The sequence below is a fragment of the Magnetococcales bacterium genome (assembly GCA_015231175.1).
Taxonomy (GTDB): domain Bacteria; phylum Pseudomonadota; class Magnetococcia; order Magnetococcales; family DC0425bin3; genus HA3dbin3.
Genome location: JADGBZ010000003.1, coordinates 1 through 18,156, shown reverse-complemented (window position 1 = coordinate 18,156; position 18,156 = coordinate 1). Strand labels below are relative to the sequence as shown.

The window sequence follows — 18,156 nt, the reverse complement described above, 5'->3', positions numbered from 1 at the left end:
TTGTCTCCTTGGTCCAGGTTCAGCGTGGCAACGCCAACCGCCCCAGACTCTCCCGAATCACCGCCTCCACTCTGGCCCCTTCGGAAAAATGCTTGGTGGCCTGACAGTCATCCAGTTCGGAAAACTCATGCTGACAATGCCGGCAATGAAGGAACCGTATGTCGCTGGTTCCATACCGACGACGGATCACGATATTTCCCAACCCCTTGACCCCGTAACGTCCGCAATCAGGATTCACACATCCGACATCCAAAACGATTTCTGGACCATCCATGGTCCTTTCTCCTCCTTGAAGGATTGGAAAAGCCTTTATACCACATCATGTTGATTGCAAGGAACAGTGTCAGGCCACCAAGAAAATTTCAAAGAATTCCCGATTTGGGGATGGTTCGTTCCAGGCTTTTCTTTGGTAAACGGTCACCGGTGATTTATTCATGGCGACAATGCATCCTGCACCCGTGCAGGACTACGATGCAGGACTACGAACCGGAGCCGGGAGGTTCCGCCACAGCCGGCGCAATGTCGGGCAAGGGCATAGGTTTCGCGTCGGTCATCCACTGGGAGAGCGGATCGCCACGACGAAAGAGAACCCCTGTGAAGAGACCGACAACCTGCCCGTCGCCGCGTCGGACATCCACCTGGAAGTGCCGGGTGCGGGAGCCAGAGGCCATCTCACGCGCTTCAGCGGTCAGGCGGTCCCCCTCCCGGCTGGATGATGGAAAAGTCATGCTGGTCATCAGCCCGACGGAGGTCTCTCCACTGGCGTTGCCGGCCACACCATAGGCAAACTCCGCCAGGGTGAAGACGACACCGCCGTGCGTGATGCCGAAGGGGTTAAGAAGATCAGCCGTCACCACCAGGGAGGCTCGGCACCAGCCGGAGCGCACCGCCTCCACCTGAATGCCCAGCAGACGGTGAAACCCCGAGGATTGCATCCACTGCCCCACACGCAACCCATCCTCATCTGGGGGATCACAAGCATCAGAAACAGGAGCTTCCGCCAATTTGATTGTCCTATTCAAGGAGTGGCCAGCCGGCAGACCGGTATAAAAAAAGCCTAGCCATTCTGCCAGATTCTCCAACAATTTGGCAATAGCCAGTTGTGCATGCAATCAGGTATGATGCTTTACACCCTGTGGACAAAATATCCGACGGGGTCCATGCCCCGGGAGGGAAAGTGGGATCGTAAGCTGGACCAGGTGGACATACGAACCATGCTGGACCAGGTAGGACATACGAACGATGCTGGACCAGGTGGACATACGAATATGAAATACCCGGATCCTGGCTTGCTTGAAATGAATGCGGATTGTACTGGAAAAGCCTCATGTTAAAAACCGAATCTGCACCCTTTATCCTGGTTGTCGACGACTCAGAAGAGATTTTAGACCTTCTAGGCACTGTCTTGAGGGAGGATTATCGTGTTCATGCATGTTTGAATGCGCAAAAGGCCTTGGAAGTGGCGGCCATGGATCCCAGGCCAGATTTGATCCTTCTGGACATCCTCATGCCGGAGATGGATGGCTATGAAGTGTGTCGTCGACTCAAGGCCAATGATGCGACTCGTGCCATTCCAGTCATCTTTATGTCGGCGAAGGAGAACGTGGAGGATGAGATCAAGGGGTTCCAATTGGGGGCCATTGATTACATCTTCAAGCCCCTGACCCCTCCCTATATCCAGGCTTGTGTCCGAACCCACATCGCCCTGCGCCAGGCCCATGCTGCGTTGGAAAACAACAATAAACGACTGCAAACCATCAATGAGCAATTGACCACCAACATGGAGCAACTTTCGGCTTCCGAGGAGCGTTTTCGGAGCCTGGTGCAAATGTTGCCCGACATTGTTTACAAAATTGATGAGAATGGTTATTTTACCTTTTTAAACAAATCTGTGGAAATGCTTGGCTACCACCCGTCAGAGCTGATCGGCAAACATTTTACCGAGATTGTCGATCAAGTTGACCAAGGTCATGTTTCCCGGGAAAGTCTGTTGCGGAAACTGATGTCCGAAGTGTCCACCTCGGGAAGCGCCAAGGTTTTCAACGAACGCCGCACAGGCCAAAGGATGACCATGGCCCTGGAGGTCCGGCTGAAAACGAAATGGGGCCAGGCGGTGGAATCTACCGAAATGCGCTCCTGTAGCGATCCTGTTGTGGATGTCGAGGTCAACAGTTCGGGCATTTATGGAGATATTGGCAACGAGACCCACTGTCGCACCCGCCGCTACATGGGAACAGTGGGGGTGATCCGCAACATCACCGATCGCAAAAAATATCTGGAAGATTTGAAAAATATGCAAAGGGAGCTCGTCAAGACCAAGGAGGAGGTGGAAAGGAGCGCCAACCGGCTGGCGATGGCCCTGCAAAATGGCAAACTCGGATTGTGGGATATCAATTTTGCCACCGGGGAACAGGTTATAGATCCCACCGAAGCAGGAATTTATGGATTTTCACCGGACCAGAGCCAGCGTTTGCGGGAGGATTGGATGGCCCGACTCTACCCGGAAGATCGGGAATGGGTTCTGCGAGAGGGGGAACGCTATCGCAACGGCGAGGCGGAAACGTATGACCTCGAGTTTCGTATCATCTCCCTTGGGGGAGAGATCAAGTGGGTTCACTCGAAAGGGGCCGCTGTGGAGTGGGACGCTCAGGGCCGGGTGTTGCGCATGGTAGGCACGGTCAGCGACATCACCCCCCGCAAAGAGATGGAAGCGGCCCTGATTCGCGCCAAAGAGGAAGCTGAAGCCGCCAGCCGGGCCAAAGGGGAGTTTCTGGCCAACATGAGCCACGAAATCAGAACTCCCATGAATGCCATCATCGGACTGACCAATCTCTGCCTCAAAACCGATCTGACGCAACAACAAACCGATTATCTTAAAAAAGTTGCCCTGAGCACCCACTCTCTCATGCATCTGATCAATGATGTTCTGGATTTTTCAAAAATTGAAGCAGGCAAGATCTCCATGGAACAGGAGACTTTTTCTGTCCGGGGTATGCTTTATAATCTGGCGGACACTTTTTCTCTACAGTGTCAGGAGAAAGGTATCGAACTGTCTCTGCATACGGCGGACGATATACCACCCCTTCTCGCCGGTGACCCTTTCAGGTTGGGACAGGTTTTAACCAATTTGTTGGGCAATGCCGTCAAATTTACTCACCAGGGCAAAATCGTTGTGGAAACCCGTCTGCTCGACGAAACAGAGGCAACAGCGGTGTTGGAATGTGCCGTCAGCGACACGGGCATCGGCATGACACCGGAGCAGTCGGCGAAATTGTTCCAGAAATTTTTTCAGGCCGATGCCTCCACGACTCGCCGGTATGGAGGCACAGGACTTGGTCTGGCCATCAGCAAACGCCTGGTGGAGATCATGGGGGGGGAGATACGGGTCGAAAGCGCTCCCATGGCAGGCAGCCGTTTTGTGTTCAACGTTTGTTTGCGCAAGCCGGAAGGGAATCAACGGCATGATTCATCCTCTTCCCAGGATGGGTTTGGCATGGAAAACGCGCATGTTGGCGATCCCCCCCCCGTTTCTCTTCTCGGAACACATGTTCTTCTGGTGGAAGACAACGAAATCAATCAGCAGGTTGCCCGGGAACTCTTGGAACGGGCACACATTCGCGTTACACTGGTCGAAAACGGGGAGGAAGCTGTGGCGGTGGTGCAACGTGAGCGGTTCGACGCAATCCTGATGGACATCCAGATGCCCGTGATGGATGGCTTGACGGCTGCCAGGTCCATTCGAAAATTGGTAGCCCATGGCCAAGTGCCCATCATCGCCATGACGGCTAACGCCCGGGTGGATGATCGAAACGATTGCCTCGCTGCCGGCATGAACGATCACGTTGCCAAACCCATACACCCGGATGCCCTTCTGGATGTCCTCAAAAAATGGGCCAAGCCAACCACACCGGTCGAGAGCCAATCTGTTGTAACTCCGGCAAAACCGATAGAGTCACAAACACCAGGCGATGTGAGTTCTTTGCCACACCTGCCAGGTATCGATACGTGCCTGGGTCTGCGTCATGTGGGGGGCAACGCGAAGCTTTACCGAAAGATTCTGCTTAAATTCACCCATAATCAGCTCCACACCTGCCACCAGATGCAGACGAGCCTGCGCCATGGCGACCTGGATGCCCTCGCCCGTGCCGCCCACACCTTGAAAGGCGTCGCCGGAACCCTGGGCATGACCGACTTGAGAAACATGGCTTTGGAGATCGAAAACAAGGTGACGGCCCCTGCGGGTACCGAAGATATTCTTCTCGCTATCGACGTGGCTGGCCGGGAGTTGGAACGGATCATCGGCGCCATCAGGGCCACACTCCCCGCTCCCGTGGAGTCGGCCAACACCAACGACAATTCCCAGGATGCCAAGGTTGTCCAGGAAACTGCCGAAGAGTTGGTATTGTTGTCCGGCCACCTTCGGGAGGCAGAGGCGCTCCTGCTTGCCTACGACGCCTCTGTGGAAAACGTCATCGATCGCGTTGACAGGTTGGTCCACACATCAGACAAACGTTTCAAGACCCATATGTTGCGACAATGTATCGAGAGGTATGATTTTGAGGAAGGACTGCAACAACTGCGACAATGGGCCAGAGAATTGGATGTCAATCTGGAGATCGAATCATGAGTGCATCCATGTCGAGTGATGTGCGAAAAACAGTCCTTGTCGTAGACGACACACCGGAAAATCTGGATGTGCTGAAGAACATTCTGAGTAACGATTACAGACTCCAGGTTGCCACCAATGGTCGTCTTGCCTTGAAAATCGCTTTTTCGCCATCACCTCCGGATTTGATCCTGCTGGATGTCATGATGCCCGGAATGGATGGCCACGAGGTGTGCCGACTTCTCAAAGCAGATAAGCGAACCAGTGATATCCCCATTTTATTCGTGACGGCCAGAGTCGATGTCGAAGATGAGACCCTTGGCTTTTCCCTTGGCGCAGTAGATTATCTGACCAAGCCAATCAGCGTGCCTATCGTTCTGGCGCGGGTCAAAACCCATCTGGCCTTCAGCGACAAAAGAAAGCTGCTTGCCGACCAGGTTGACTTGCGCACGACCCAGTTGCGGTTGCAAACCATGGAACTGGAAAAGACACGGCTTGAAGTGATCCGCCAATTGGGTCGGGCCGCCGAATTTCGGGACAACGAAACCGGCCAGCACGTGATCCGGATGAGCCACTTCGTAAAATTTCTGGCCCTCAAGATTGGGTTGAGCGAGCCCGAATCCGAGCAACTCATGAACGCTTCCATGATGCATGACCTTGGAAAAATCGGCATCCCCGATCAGGTTCTCCTGAAACCCAGCAAACTGACGGAAGAAGAGTTCGGAATCATCAAAACACATCCTGAAGTGGGATACAGGATTATCGGGGAACAACCTTCCGGATTGTTGAGCATGGCCCGCACCATTGCCTACACCCACCACGAAAAGTGGAATGGCAGCGGCTACCCACAAGGATTGCAAGGTCAAGAGATTCCCTTGGAGGGAAGAATAACGGCCATTGCCGATGTGTTCGACGCCCTGACATCCACCCGGCCTTACAAAAAAGCCTGGTCGGTGGATGACACCATGGATTTGATCCGCAGGGAGTCCTGTGAACACTTTGACCCTGACCTGGTGAAGCCTTTTATTGATTTAAGACCGCAGATTTTGCAAATCATGGATCAGCATCAGGATTAGCCGAGCCATCGTCTCGATATGGACGTATGATATATCTCGTTCGTATTGTTGACCATCTCATGGAACGTTGCCATGTGTCACTCAGAACCCCAGCGCGAGACGCATGAACTCGTCAGTGATCCTTTCCCTGAGTCCAGGAAAGGGGTCGTTCTTCTCGTCGATGATCAACCAGAGAGTATCGATGTCATCCGGAGCATCCTTGGAACCCGCTTCACCGTCAAGGTAGCCACCCATGGCCATGTGGCTCTGAAAATTGCCGCCCAGGGAGAGTTGGACCTGATTCTCCTGGACATTGTCATGCCACACATGGACGGTTATGAAGTCTGTCGCCGCATCAAGAGCGATCCCCTCACCAGGGACATTCCGATCATTTTCCTGACCGCCATGGATGGGACATCGGATGAAACCATCGGGCTGGAGTTGGGGGCCGTCGATTATATCCGTAAACCAAGCAACCCTCTGGTTGTGTTGGCGCGGGTCGGCAATGCCGTTGCCCTGCACAAGGCCCAGAGGGATTTGCAGCGGAAAAACATTGAACTGCAAACCGCTTTGCAATTGCGTGAAGACATGGAGCAAATGGCCCGCCACGACCTTAAAGGCCCCCTGTCCGGCCTGATCGGTCTACCTGAAGTTTTGCTGACGGGAGAAAACAATCTGACCGACGAACAACGCGCCATTGTCCACATGATGGAGAAAAGCGCCTATTCCATGCTGGAGATGATCAACCGCTCCCTTGATCTGGTCCGAATTGAAACGGGAAACTACCAGCTTCAGCCGGAAACATTTGACCTGTTGACCGTGTTGGGCAGGGTCATCAATGACATGGAGAGACATGCCAAACCAAAAGGGGTCTCCATTCATGTGGATCGAACCGATGATCAAGACAGCCATGCCCCTTTCCTGGTGGTTGGCGAAAAAATGCTTTGTCATCCGTTGTTTTCCAACCTGATCCTGAACGCAATCGAGGCCACACCGGAAACGAGTGTGGTGGGAATCACCCTGGCTTCCTCCAACAGTGCTCGCACCATCCGAATCACCAACCCCGGCACGGTGCCGCTCTCCATCAGAAACCGGTTTTTTGAAAAATACGTCACCTCCGGAAAAAAAAGAGGCACGGGTCTTGGTACCTACTCGGCCTGGTTGTCAGCCAAGACGCAGGGTGGCACCATCGAATTGGACTGCTCCCAACCCGAACGTACTGCCGTCGTCGTTTCCCTGCCTGGTCCGGCTTGATGTGGATCCGGTCTGCCACCCCGTGCCAACCTGCTTGACATGTTTTTGTTCCCACAGTGTGACCTCCCCATAGCAAAGGAAGAAAAGAATGCCAGATTCTCATCTGCATGAGTTGCACCTCCGAGACAAGACCGGATCACACGCCCATGCCAGTCGATGCCGCGAGGTCATGCGACGCACAGGGGTCTCGGTTCTGTTGGCGAGCTTTGTCAGCCTGCAATTGACAGGTTGCGTCACCACGGGGCAGGCCTTCAATGCGGTCGGTGTCTCCACCCAGGAGCAGCGAATCGGAGCGGATGATGGACGCGACCCATGCCGCACATATCTGGTTGCCCTGGATTCGACCGGGGATTACTACGGCGAAGATATGCTGAAAGGCGCCCTGGTTGGCGCTGCAACCGGCGCTGGTCTCGGAGCCCTGTTGAAGGGGGATGTGAAAAGCGCCTTGATCGGCGCTGCGGCAGGTGCAGCGGTCGGCGCTCTGGGCGGGTATTGGATGAACAAGGTTCAACAGGGTGAAGACCAGGCCATCCTCGATCTTAAAAACGACATGCTCAAAGACGGCCAGGAAATGGATAAAACCCAACAGGCCTTGAAAGAATTGATCACCTGCCGTACCCAAACCGCCGACAAGATTCGCGCCGACCTCAAAGCCAAAAAGATACCCAGAACGGAAGCCGAAGCACAAATGGCCCTCCTGAAGAGCCTGGCCGCCAAGGATGCCGTTGTTTGGGACCGGGTGCGCACGGGCATGAACAAACGTATGGACGAGTATAAATTCGCCGTTGCCGAGCTTGAGAAAACCGACGAAAACGCCGCCGCCGGGGTGGACAGCGCCTCTCCTGCGGAATCCGTAAAGGCCGCGCCAGTATCTGAAACCGTTAAAAAACCGACAGAAAAGGCAAAACAAAACACCGAAAAGAAAAAGGCCGATTCACACGACAAATCGTCCGCCAGGAAAAAATCCGCCGAGAAGGTGGAACTTCCCACCGAAAAGAAACAGGCCCAAAAAATCTTGACCTCGACGCAGAGCAAATGGGCGCCGACAGAGCAAATGGGCGATAACTATGTGCAAAATATCAGCACCGGCTTCACCCTCTCCCAGGATACCTCCTGGCTGCATGGAACCAACCGTCGTGCTCTCCTGTCATGGAGAGCCAACACGGATGGGATGTGCCGGTTGGATGGCTGGTCCCTGGGCTCCTGACAGACAGGGCTGAAACAAACGGGGCCTCTCCCCTTTTCCACCTTTGGAGAGGGGAGAGGTTCTCGATAACCCCGCCAGGAGATGGGTTGATGGCTGTGTGTCGCCGACGTTGTTTTGTGGATGGGTGGCTCGTGCTGTTGTTGAGCCTGGTCTTCGCCGGCGCGTGCCTGGCCGGGGTGGATGCCACCCCACCTCCTGCCCCCCCCAAAACACCCTTTCTGCGCATCGAAACCGGAATGCACACGGCGATGATCAACCGGATGGGCATGGATGGCAAAGGCCGTTTCGTGGCCACGGTTTCCGACGACAAAACCGTGCGTGTCTGGTCGCTTCCCGATGGCCGGCTTCTCTCCACATTGCGCGTTCCCATGGGTCATGGCAACGAGGGGGCGCTCTACAGCGTGGCCGTTTCGCCCGACGGAAAAAACCTGTTGGTCTCCGGCGCCACAGGCCACTCCTGGGATGGCCTGTTTTCGCTTTACCTGTTCGATCTGGAAAAGGAGCGTATCAAGGGAGTACTCCCCAACCTGAAAGCCCCGGTATTCCATATGGCCTACGCCCCGGATGGCCAAAAACTGGCCCTGGCGGAGAGCACCTTTGGATTGGTTCTTCTCGATGCATCCGGCAATGGCATCGGTCAGGATCGCGCCTACGAAGGGGCGGTGCATTGGGTTGCCTTCGCCAATAACTCCAAATTCCTTGCGACCACCTCCCTGGATGGACAGGTGCGCCTCTACGACACCCAGGGCAAGTTGATCGCCAAACGGCGTTTCCACCCCAAAGAACGCCCGCTTGCCGTCGCCTTCTCTCCGGACGATACTCAGTTGGCCGTGGGATCCATGGATTCGCCCCGGGTCGAAGTCATGTCAGCCACGGATCTCAAGGCGCTTTTTCTTCCGAATGTCTCGGGTATGCGAGATGGCAATACCTCAGCCGTGACCTGGTCGCAACACCCAGAGGAGGTCACGCTCGTTGCCGGGGGAACAGCTGTCGACGCACAAGGCAAACGTCTCGTGCGCTTCTGGAGCGCGGGTGGACGCGGCAAACATGCCGACGTGTCTGTATCCGGCGATGCCATCAACCAGCTGGCATCCGTGCCCGATGGTCTTCTCTATGCCTCGGCGTCCCCAGCTTGGGGCCTGATCGGCCCGGACCGTCGTCTCCGCGTGGAGAAAAAATCCGTCGCTGCCGATTTCAGGGGAATCTACCAAGGGCGCCTGGCTCTCTCGGAAGACGGAGTGACCGTCGAATTTGGCACCCGAAGCCGAGGCGCACGTCCTTATCGGCTCGACCTGCAAAATGGCACACTCTCTCCTGTGACCACGGTCGACACAACCCTGGCTACCCCCATCACCCACACGCCGCAACTCGACATCAAGGGTTGGGAAGCATCCAACAAGCCGACGTTGGAAAAAAAGCCTCTGCCCCTGGATGGAGAAGAGCTCGCCAGATCCCTGGCCATCCTCCCCAACCAGAAAGGCTTTCTGCTGGGATCGGATTTTTCTCTGCGATATTTTGATAACCGGGGAGAACTCCTGAAAAAGATCAACCTTCCCGCTCCGGCTGCGGGTTTGGTGGTTACCAAAAACGCCACCCTGGCCGTGGCCTCCCTGCTGGATGGCACGCTGCGCTGGTACAGTTTGCGGGATACCTCCCCCCTTGAGGAGTTGGCCACCTTCTTCATGAATGCCGCCAATGACCGTTGGGTCGCCTGGACACCAGAAGGCTTTTTTGCCCACGCCTACAACGGCGGCCAGGAGATGGTGGGTTATCATTTCAACAGAGGCAAGAACAGCTCTCCCCTTTGGGTCAACTTTGACCAGCTCTACAGCAAGTTGCACCGGCAGGATTTTCTGCTCGGCAAGATCACCGGAAAAAACACCAAAGAAATACAACAAGCTGCCGCAGCCATCGGTGATATCGATGCCCTTGTCTCGGAAAAATTGCCGAGGGTGGAACCCGTCGCCTACTGTTTTGCCCAAAAAGAGGGAGAGGCCGAGAAGTGTCAGGACATTTCGGTCAACGTGGTGACTCGCGCCTTCTCCAGAAGCCATCCCCCTGCCAACCCCTCCCCCACTGCTGCGACAAAACAACAAGTTGCCGCTTCAGTGACCGCCGAGGATGCCCTGTCACTCCACCTGCCGGAAGGGGTCCACAACGTTCGCGTGCGCTATCAAATCTCTGCCAAAGGCCAGCAGCAAGCCGGCCCGACGGCCCTGATTTTGAACAACAGAAATGTCGATCAGGATGACCAGACAGCCACGCGCGGCTTCTCCAGAACAGCGGAGCCATCAGGCTCCGGCACGGGGGGAAGCGGTACGGGAGCCGGCAAGAACGCCACCCTGGTCATAGAGAAAAAAGTCGCTCTGGATCCGGGAAAAAATCTCCTCCTCCTCCGGGTGTACGACCCATCCCGTACCTATTTCAGCACCTCCCGTCCGATCGAATTTGTCACTGCCACGGCCATTGCGTCACGTGGCGGCGTGACGGAGCAGGAAAAGCCACGGCTCTTCATCCTGGCCGCCGGAGTCAATCTCTACAAAAACGTCAATGTATTACATTATGCCGTGGCTGATGCCAAAGGGTTCGTGGACACCCTCCAAGAACGCAAAGGGGCCCTCTTCAGCAACGTGTTGGTTCCCAAGCTGCTGCCGGGCGGTGATCTCAAATTCGTTGCCTACGCTGCAAAGGAAACCAACATTCTGGCGGATGAAGAGGTCTCCAAAGAGAACCTGGACAAGGCCTTCGCGACCCTGGCCAAGGAGGTGCGCAAGAGTGACACGGTCTTGATTTATCTGGCCGGACACGGTGTCAATTATCCGGATGAGAACAAAAACGATCAGTACTACTATGTGACGCAAAATGTCGCCGGGCCGGAACCGGAGATGGTCTCCAGGCAGGGCTTCGGAGGTCGGGAGCTGGTTGACAGGCTGGTCCAGGTCAACAAGACGACCGGCAGGATTTTGTTGATTCTGGATACCTGCCATGCCGGGGCCGTCGCCCTGGACCGGGTCATGGAAAATGTTCAACACGAAGTCGGCATGACCCTCCTGGCAGCCTCCTCCAGTACCCAGGAGGCCTTGGATGGGTATCGCAAAAATGGCCGTGACAGCGGGCACGGGGTCTTTGCCTACGCCATCCTGGATGGAATCAGCGGCCATGCTGCCATGGGCGGAGAGTCCGTGGACAATGTCATGCTGGGGCAATATGTCAAGAGGATGGTGCCAAGGTTGGTCCAGGAGAGCAACCCACAACACAAACAAAAACCCTCCTTCAAGACACCCGGCGGGGAGCTTGAGGAGTTTCCCATCGCCGTCAAACAGTAAACGAGGCCGTCACTTGAACTCCAGGGAGAGATTCAATTTGAGGCGGTCTTCCTTGCCGTCATCGTGGGATGCCCCCCCGTGGTGGTGGGTGGGTAAACGCTCCAGGGGCGCCGCCGTTCCGGTTTTGGTCAGGAGAACCTGTGCTTCGCTTTTTTGTGGTGGGAGCGGCGTTGAGGCACTGAACGACAAATACGGGAAAAAACGGGGCAAAACCTGCTGCCACGCAGCGACCCCCACGCCAACGACAATCAGAACGAAAAGAGAGAAAAACAGCTTTTTGTTCCGGTTGGCGCCCATTTCTGTCGGCGCAGCGGGGGTCTCCAATTTTGGCATGTCGTTTCCGGGTATCGGACGAAACAGATAGGGTGAAGATGGATTCTGCATCTGTTGCAAAGAGGTTTCAGTCTGGAGGGCAGCGGAATCGGACGCGGATGAATCGGGAGTGGCATCACCTTGCGGATTGATGCGTATCATGGGCCCGGGTGGATAGAGCATGCCAAGGAGCATGTTGATGACATCCCCGATCGTCGATCCATTCTGGGTGGCAAGCTCACGCAGTTGGCTGGCCGTCGAAACCTCAACCCAGGCGTGGATCCGTATTTTTCCCGCATCCTTGGCTTTGGCGGCAAACCTTCGTTGACGCTCAGCGTTGCTATCGCTCATGCTTTTTCCCAAAATGAGTCACACCAACGTGAAATCATTTCAGTTGTCCGCGAATCTGTCAAGATAGATCCCTGTTTTGTCGGTTATGGTCACACGAGGCAAAGGAGAAAACGACGTGGCAAACCTGGAAGCATGTATCGGCGGGACACCATTGGTCGATCTGGAAAAATTGTCTGCCCCTTTTCCACATGTGCGCATCATGGCCAAAATGGAGGGAGACAATCCCGGCGGATCGGTCAAGGATCGCGCGGCGCTGGGCATGATCCTGGGGGCGGAGTCGCGAGGTCAACTGCAACCTGGAGTACGGATCATTGAGGCGACCAGCGGCAACACCGGCATTGCTCTGGCCATGCTCGCTGCGCGTCGGGGGTATCCCCTGACCTTGATCATGCCTGAAAGCATGACCATCGAGCGCCGTGCCGTCATGGCCGCCTATGGCGCCGATTTTATCCTGACCCCGGCCAGTGCGAGCATGGAGGGTTCGATCGACCGGGCCCGCGAGATGGTGGCCCATGGCGAGGGGATCATGCTGGACCAATTTTCCAATCCTGACAACTGGGGCATGCATCAACGTACCACGGGGCCGGAAATATGGCGGGATACCGATGGAAAAGTGACCCATTTCATCAGTGCCATGGGAACCACGGGCACCATCATGGGTGTCTCAAGGGCCTTGAAGGCCCGCAACCCGAACATCCAAGTCATTGGCGTGCAACCGGAAGAAGGGGCCAAAATACCGGGCATTCGGCGGTGGCCGGCTGCCTACCTGCCAAAAATTTTTGACCCTCGCTGGGTGGATCGGGAGATGGATGTCTCGGAAGCGGAATCCCTGGAGATGGTCCACCGCCTGGGGAGGGAAGAGGGCATTTTTGCCGGTATTTCGGCTGGAGGAGCCGTGGCCGCCGCCGTCCGCCTGGCTGGTACATGCACCGGGCCAGCCTGCATTGCCGTCATCCTGCCCGATCGCGGGGACCGCTACCTGTCGATGAATCTCTTTTAGTGGACTGAATGTGCTGAATCGGTTGGCTTCGTCTCTTCCATGATGCTCCATCGCGGTGGCTTGATGTTCTCCCCTGGGGGAAAATGGATCCTGAAAAAGACGACTGCCGAAGAGCAGACAAAAGGGGGCAAGGCATGTCTCGCACCCTCCTTGCTCAATTTTGAAATGCGATTGCCCTGCCTTGACTACATGCCGAGATCAACTCAACCGTGCCACCAGGAGAATGGATTTGCCAAGGTGGTAGCGAAGTGCGGGGTCGATCCATGTGGAGAGGGGAACCATGGCACGATCCCAGATTCGGATCTGTTCCGAGGTAGGCATGGATTGGCGGAACAGCAGGCGATTGGCAACACTGGCAAAAAATCCGACCGAATCCAGATAGCGGAGTTTTTCGATGACCATGCCCTGCGGCAAGATGGCCGTGAGTGATCGACGGTTGTAACGACGGTAGTGGCCAATGGCCGTGTCAAAGGGGGTGAAAAGAAAATTGTGGGCTGGAGAGAGAATGACCAACCGGCCTCCGGGCCTTGTCAAATGACTGGCCGCCCGTCGCAACTCGACCTGATCGCATTGAATATGCTCTAAAACGTCAATATAGAGGACGCAGTCGAAACGGGCATGCGGTTGCAGATCCGCCAGAGTTCCCAACAGGGTTGTGCAACCGGCTGGAAGTCACCCCGGTCGATGCGGGCGGTGGTGCGTGTAAGCAGGTCGGGATCCGGCTCCAGGCATGTCCAGGCGAGTCCCTCTCCCCCGCACAGGTGGAGTGTGCTGTTGCCGGTTCCGGCCCCGACTTCCAATACGCTCCCTTGCAACTCCGAGCGGATAAGCCTAGTTAAATATTTCGTAACTATTCAGCACCCGACCACGAATCGGGGTCCAGGGGGCTGGCTCCCTGGCGGGTCCAGGGCAGAGCCCTGGTGGGGTTCGGGGCGAAGCCCTGACAAAGGCTTTCCCGTCCAGGCTTTTCTTGCAAGGGTGGTGAATAGTTACATATTTCGTAACTATTCAGCACCCGACCACGAATCGGGGTCCAGGGGGCTGGCTCCCTGGCAGGTCCAGGACAGAGTCCTGGTGGGGTTCGGGGCGAAGCCCTGACAAAGGCTTTCATATCCAGGCTTTTTTTGAAAGGGTGCTGAATAGTTACTATATTTCTTCCAATTCCGTGCCTGATCGAAAAGATCCAATTCCAACCCGGGATAATGCATCATCTGGTGACTCTCCCAAAAACATCCATGGATGGAGGAACTTTTCCACCGCACGTCAACCTACGCAAGCCGCTGCACGATGGCACGGAAAGATGCTCCGCCCTGCCGCCAGGGCGGAAGGGTTATTGATGGATTTTGGGCAACGACCATAATGGCGTTCTGCAATGGGAAGCTGTACCCTCAGGGGTGTGTACCGTCACCCCTCCAAACCAAGGCCGGATGCCATGCCTCGGATCATTCCTGAAGAAACTCACCCCCGATCGGAAAGCCCCGATCCTGAAAATATCGAGGCCGAGGCGTCCCTCACGCCGGAAGATACCCCTCAACCCCGCACGCCAAACCCGTTTGCCGTCCTGAAGAGACTGCTCCCCGACTCCCTTGCGACCGGACAGGATGCCGACGCAAACCAGTATGTGACCCAGGCCGACCTGGGGGAGTTTCGCCGCATTCGCCCCGGCGCAGAACCCATACAACGTGCCGATGGCACCCCGGTGTGGCATCTCCGGGACGTGGAGCCCCTGCGCACCCGGAAGGCCTGGAAAAAACAGGGACGCCGCGTACAGGAGCAAGTGCTCCCGGCTTACGAGAGCCTTCAGGAAGATGGTATTCTGCGCCTTTTCGCCCTCAGCCAGACCCTGACCGAACAAGAGTATCTGCTCACTCAGCGTGAGCGCATTCAGGCCCATTGTGACGATCTGGCAACCCGATTGCGGGCCATGGAACAAAACCTCCTGGCCTGGGAAAACAACGACCTCGTCCAGACCCACCCCCCCGAGGCCGAAGAGTTGCTCCGCCGCATGCTGACCCGGCTGGCTGATTGGCAGGAGCGGCGCCACTCCCTGGGGTTGTCGGCGGAGCAACTGGGGATCGTCGTTCCCGAACTCGACCTGACGCCGTGGACTCGGGCCATGGCCCGGTTTCGGCAACGGCGGTTTCAGGCCATCATCGCGGCGGAAAACCCTGAAGATACCGACCTGGCCAACCAGATCGATCGCCGCCTGACGGAACGGGAACAAAAAAATCTTGAACCGTTTTATCTGCAACCGTATTGGAAATATTACGCTCAATTTTACAAGTTGTACGAAGAAGCCCGTTTTGAGCGCGAAGTGGCCGCGGCTACCCGGATCCGCGAGTTTCACCTGTTGTTTCCGGCCCGGCGGCAACAGAGACGATTCACTTTTTTCCTGGGGCCGACCAATTCGGGTAAAACCTATCAAGCCCTGCAACTTTTGGCTGCGGCTGAGAATGGCGTCTACCTGGCCCCGTTGCGCCTGCTGGCTCAGGAGGTGGCGCAAACCCTGAACGAATGGGGAACCCCCTGCAATCTGGTCACAGGGGAGGAGCGCATCCCGATCCCCGGGGCCAGGCACACCGCCAGCACCATCGAAATGCTTGCTTTGCATGAGCAGTATGCCCTTTGTGTCATCGATGAGGCCCAGATGCTGGGGGATTCCGATCGGGGTTGGGCCTGGACGCAGGCTGTTTTGGGGGTGCAGGCGGAACACGTATGCGTGGTGGGCTCCCCCGAGGCCGAGGCCGTCCTGGGTCAATTGCTGCGCCTGACCGGTGAAATCCCCGAGATTGTCCACCTCGAACGGTTGACCCCGTTACATCTTCTGCCCCAAACGGTACGCGATCACCAATCCCTGCAACCCGGAACAGCCCTGGTGGCTTTTTCACGGGCGGCGGTTTTGGGATTGAAACGGGATCTTGAAGAGCAGACCGGCCAGCGCGTAGCGGTCATCTACGGTGCGCTTCCTCCCGAGATCCGCCGCACCCAGGCCAGGCTTTTCGCCAGCGGTGCAGCACCCTTTCTCGCCGCCACCGATGCCATCGGCATGGGCCTGAATCTGCCCATCAAAACCCTGCTCTTCTGCGAAGACCGCAAATTCATGGACCGCGAAGAGCACCCCCTGACCCCCCTGGAGGTGCGCCAGATTGCCGGGCGGGCGGGGCGTTTTGGCCAAAACGAGATCGGCTACGTCGGAACATACCGCATCGGCATGGAACATATCCGCACGGCCTTTCATGCCCGCCCCCTTGCCGTGCGCCGGGCGCACCTGGCCCCCAATCTGGACCATATTTTGGCCATGGCCACGTTACGGGGCGAAAACGATCCCAAGCTGGCCCGCCTGCTCGCGCTGTTTCTCAAGTCCGTCAAACCCGACCCGAAAACCTACAAGCTCGCCGATCTGGAAGATCAAACCATTCTGGCCCGCATTGCCGACAGTCACGAATCCCTGGACCTGCCGACCCGTTTCATTTTTTCCTCGGCCCCGGTACCTGTGCGTTCCCACGAGGCCATGGCCGCCTTTGAAACCATGGTCGCCAGCGTGGCCCGCAAACATACCCTGGACCTGGAGGATATCCTCCCCACCGACGCAAACCGATTCCAACGCCTGGTCACCCTGGAAACCACCGTCCGCATTGTCGATCTCTACTGTTGGCTGCACTACCGTTTTCCCGTCAGCTTCCCCGATCTGGAAGAGGCGCGTGACCATCGCCACACCATCAATGCCGAAATCGACCGCCTCCTTGGCCAGAGGCGCACCCTGCCCCACCCGCGTGCAGCACAAACCCGTACCCACCCCGGACGCGGCAAAAAATTTGGTCCTAAACGCTCCTTCGGCAGGAGATAGACCAGGAGGAACACCCGGCGGTCACCTGCCGCTCTCCCCGAGACTCCGTAACGCCGTCAGCAACCCCTTGAAATCCTCGGGCGGAGGGGAGTCGAAAGCCAGACGTTCCCCGGTGATCGGATGGGTAAAACCCAGGGTGGTGGCGTGCAGGGCCTGGCGGGCGAAGCTCCTGACCTGGTGTTGCACCGCCTCCGGCCAGTGGCCGGGAGGCTGAAAAGGACGGCCATAAACCGGATCCCCCAGCAAGGGGTGGCCGATATGGGTCAAATGGACGCGAATCTGATGGGTACGCCCTGTCTCCAGGCGACACTGGATCAGGGAAAAACCGGTGAGTTTTTCCAAAACCGTATAGTGGGTTACCGCCGCCCGACCATGGCGGGTCGTAACCGCCATGCGGGTACGCTGCGTCGGATGCCGCCCAATGGGAGCCTCGATCCTCCCCTGCTCCCGCTCGGGGTGGCCCTTGACCAGCGCCAGGTAACGGCGCGACACCGAATGCTCGGCAAACTGCTGCGCCAGGTGCATGTGAACGGCGTCACTCTTGGCCACCACAAGCAAACCACTGGTATCCTTGTCCAACCGATGCACAATGCCGGGGCGGAAGGATCCGCCTACACCCGAAAGAACTGAACCTTCTTCACCGGACGCAGCAGAGTCCCCCTCCCCGCCACAATGGTACAACAAGGCGTTAACCAGGGTTCCGTGCCCATTGCCGGCCCCGGGGTGCACCACCAGACCCGCCGGCTTGTCGATCACCAGCAGATGGCGATCCTCGTGGCGGATGACCAGGGAGATATTTTCGGGCAACGCCGCGATGGGTTCGGGTTGTGGCGACGGCATTTGATAACGCTCGCCGGCCTGCACTCGAAGATCGGCTTCCAGAACCGGCTCCCCCGCATCCAGGTCCGCCATGGCAGCGCCCCAACGCAAAACCCCTCCCTGCTTGATGAGCCGTTGAATGGCGCTGCGACTCATCGTAAGGTCACAGGCAGCCAGGGCCTGATCCACCCGGGCCCCGGCAAGCGACGCCGGTATCCGCACCATCCGGTACCTGTCAGGGGAGGTCTCGATATCCATGCGCGTGCTGAAATTTTTTGTCATCCTGGGCGGGGTGGTGTTGTTGGCCGGTTTTGCCATGCTGCTCCACCGGGTGATGGATCGGGAGTGGAACCCGGCCCATGCACCCCCCACACCCCTG

General features: G+C 56.9%; 12 protein-coding genes. 7 read left to right on the top strand and 5 right to left on the bottom strand.

What is annotated here, in order from left to right:
- Nucleotides 1–19 precede the first annotated feature (19 nt).
- The gene (locus HQL63_01055) at nt 20–274 is read right to left on the bottom strand and encodes a hypothetical protein (protein MBF0175427.1); all 255 of its coding nucleotides are present in this window, start codon (nt 272–274) and stop codon (nt 20–22) included.
- Nucleotides 275–479: 205 nt separating this feature from the next.
- On the bottom strand, nt 480–1,112 hold the full coding sequence (locus tag HQL63_01050) for a hotdog fold thioesterase (GenBank protein MBF0175426.1): 633 nt from the start codon (nt 1,110–1,112) through the stop codon (nt 480–482).
- A gap of 215 nt (nt 1,113–1,327) precedes the next feature.
- Here HQL63_01050 and HQL63_01045 point away from each other — a divergent pair, with 215 nt between their 5' ends.
- The 5 genes from HQL63_01045 to HQL63_01025 all read left to right on the top strand — a co-directional run bounded on the left by HQL63_01045 (nt 1,328) and on the right by HQL63_01025 (nt 11,448).
- The gene (locus HQL63_01045; protein MBF0175425.1) at nt 1,328–4,627 is read left to right on the top strand and encodes a response regulator; all 3,300 of its coding nucleotides are present in this window, start codon (nt 1,328–1,330) and stop codon (nt 4,625–4,627) included.
- 8 nt (nt 4,628–4,635) lie between these two features.
- Nucleotides 4,636–5,682 (top strand): two-component system response regulator, encoded by a 1,047-nt coding sequence (locus HQL63_01040; GenBank protein ID MBF0175424.1) that lies wholly within the window; start codon nt 4,636–4,638, stop codon nt 5,680–5,682.
- A 72-nt stretch (nt 5,683–5,754) separates the two neighbouring features.
- Entirely contained in the window at nt 5,755–6,915 is a 1,161-nt protein-coding gene (locus HQL63_01035; protein MBF0175423.1) for a hybrid sensor histidine kinase/response regulator, read from the top strand.
- A 367-nt stretch (nt 6,916–7,282) separates the two neighbouring features.
- Nucleotides 7,283–8,122: a hypothetical protein gene (locus tag HQL63_01030; GenBank protein ID MBF0175422.1), complete on the top strand. Its 840-nt coding sequence runs from the start codon at nt 7,283–7,285 to the stop codon at nt 8,120–8,122.
- A gap of 89 nt (nt 8,123–8,211) precedes the next feature.
- A complete protein-coding gene (locus HQL63_01025) occupies nt 8,212–11,448 on the top strand; it encodes a caspase family protein (GenBank protein ID MBF0175421.1) in 3,237 nt (1,078 codons plus the stop codon).
- 9 nt (nt 11,449–11,457) lie between these two features.
- Here the strand turns inward: HQL63_01025 and HQL63_01020 are convergent, their stop codons facing one another.
- Entirely contained in the window at nt 11,458–12,111 is a 654-nt protein-coding gene (locus HQL63_01020; GenBank protein MBF0175420.1) for a hypothetical protein, read from the bottom strand.
- Between the two features lie 85 nt (nt 12,112–12,196).
- On the opposite strand from HQL63_01020, the gene cysM reads away from it, so the two are divergent.
- Nucleotides 12,197–13,111, top strand: coding sequence for a cysteine synthase CysM (gene cysM, locus HQL63_01015; GenBank protein ID MBF0175419.1), 915 nt, complete (start codon nt 12,197–12,199; stop codon nt 13,109–13,111).
- A 198-nt stretch (nt 13,112–13,309) separates the two neighbouring features.
- On the opposite strand, the gene HQL63_01010 is transcribed toward cysM, so the two are convergent.
- Nucleotides 13,310–13,759, bottom strand: a complete 450-nt coding sequence (locus HQL63_01010) for a methyltransferase type 12 (protein ID MBF0175418.1) — start codon at nt 13,757–13,759, stop codon at nt 13,310–13,312.
- 784 nt (nt 13,760–14,543) lie between these two features.
- Here HQL63_01010 and HQL63_01005 point away from each other — a divergent pair.
- Complete coding sequence (locus HQL63_01005; GenBank protein ID MBF0175417.1) at nt 14,544–16,958, top strand: hypothetical protein; 2,415 nt, start codon at nt 14,544–14,546, stop codon at nt 16,956–16,958.
- Between the two features lie 21 nt (nt 16,959–16,979).
- Here HQL63_01005 and HQL63_01000 read toward each other — a convergent pair whose 3' ends face one another.
- Nucleotides 16,980–18,002 carry an RluA family pseudouridine synthase gene (locus HQL63_01000; GenBank protein MBF0175416.1) on the bottom strand — a complete coding sequence of 341 codons (1,023 nt, stop codon included), beginning with the start codon at nt 18,000–18,002 and terminating at the stop codon, nt 16,980–16,982.
- Nucleotides 18,003–18,156: the final 154 nt, after the last annotated feature.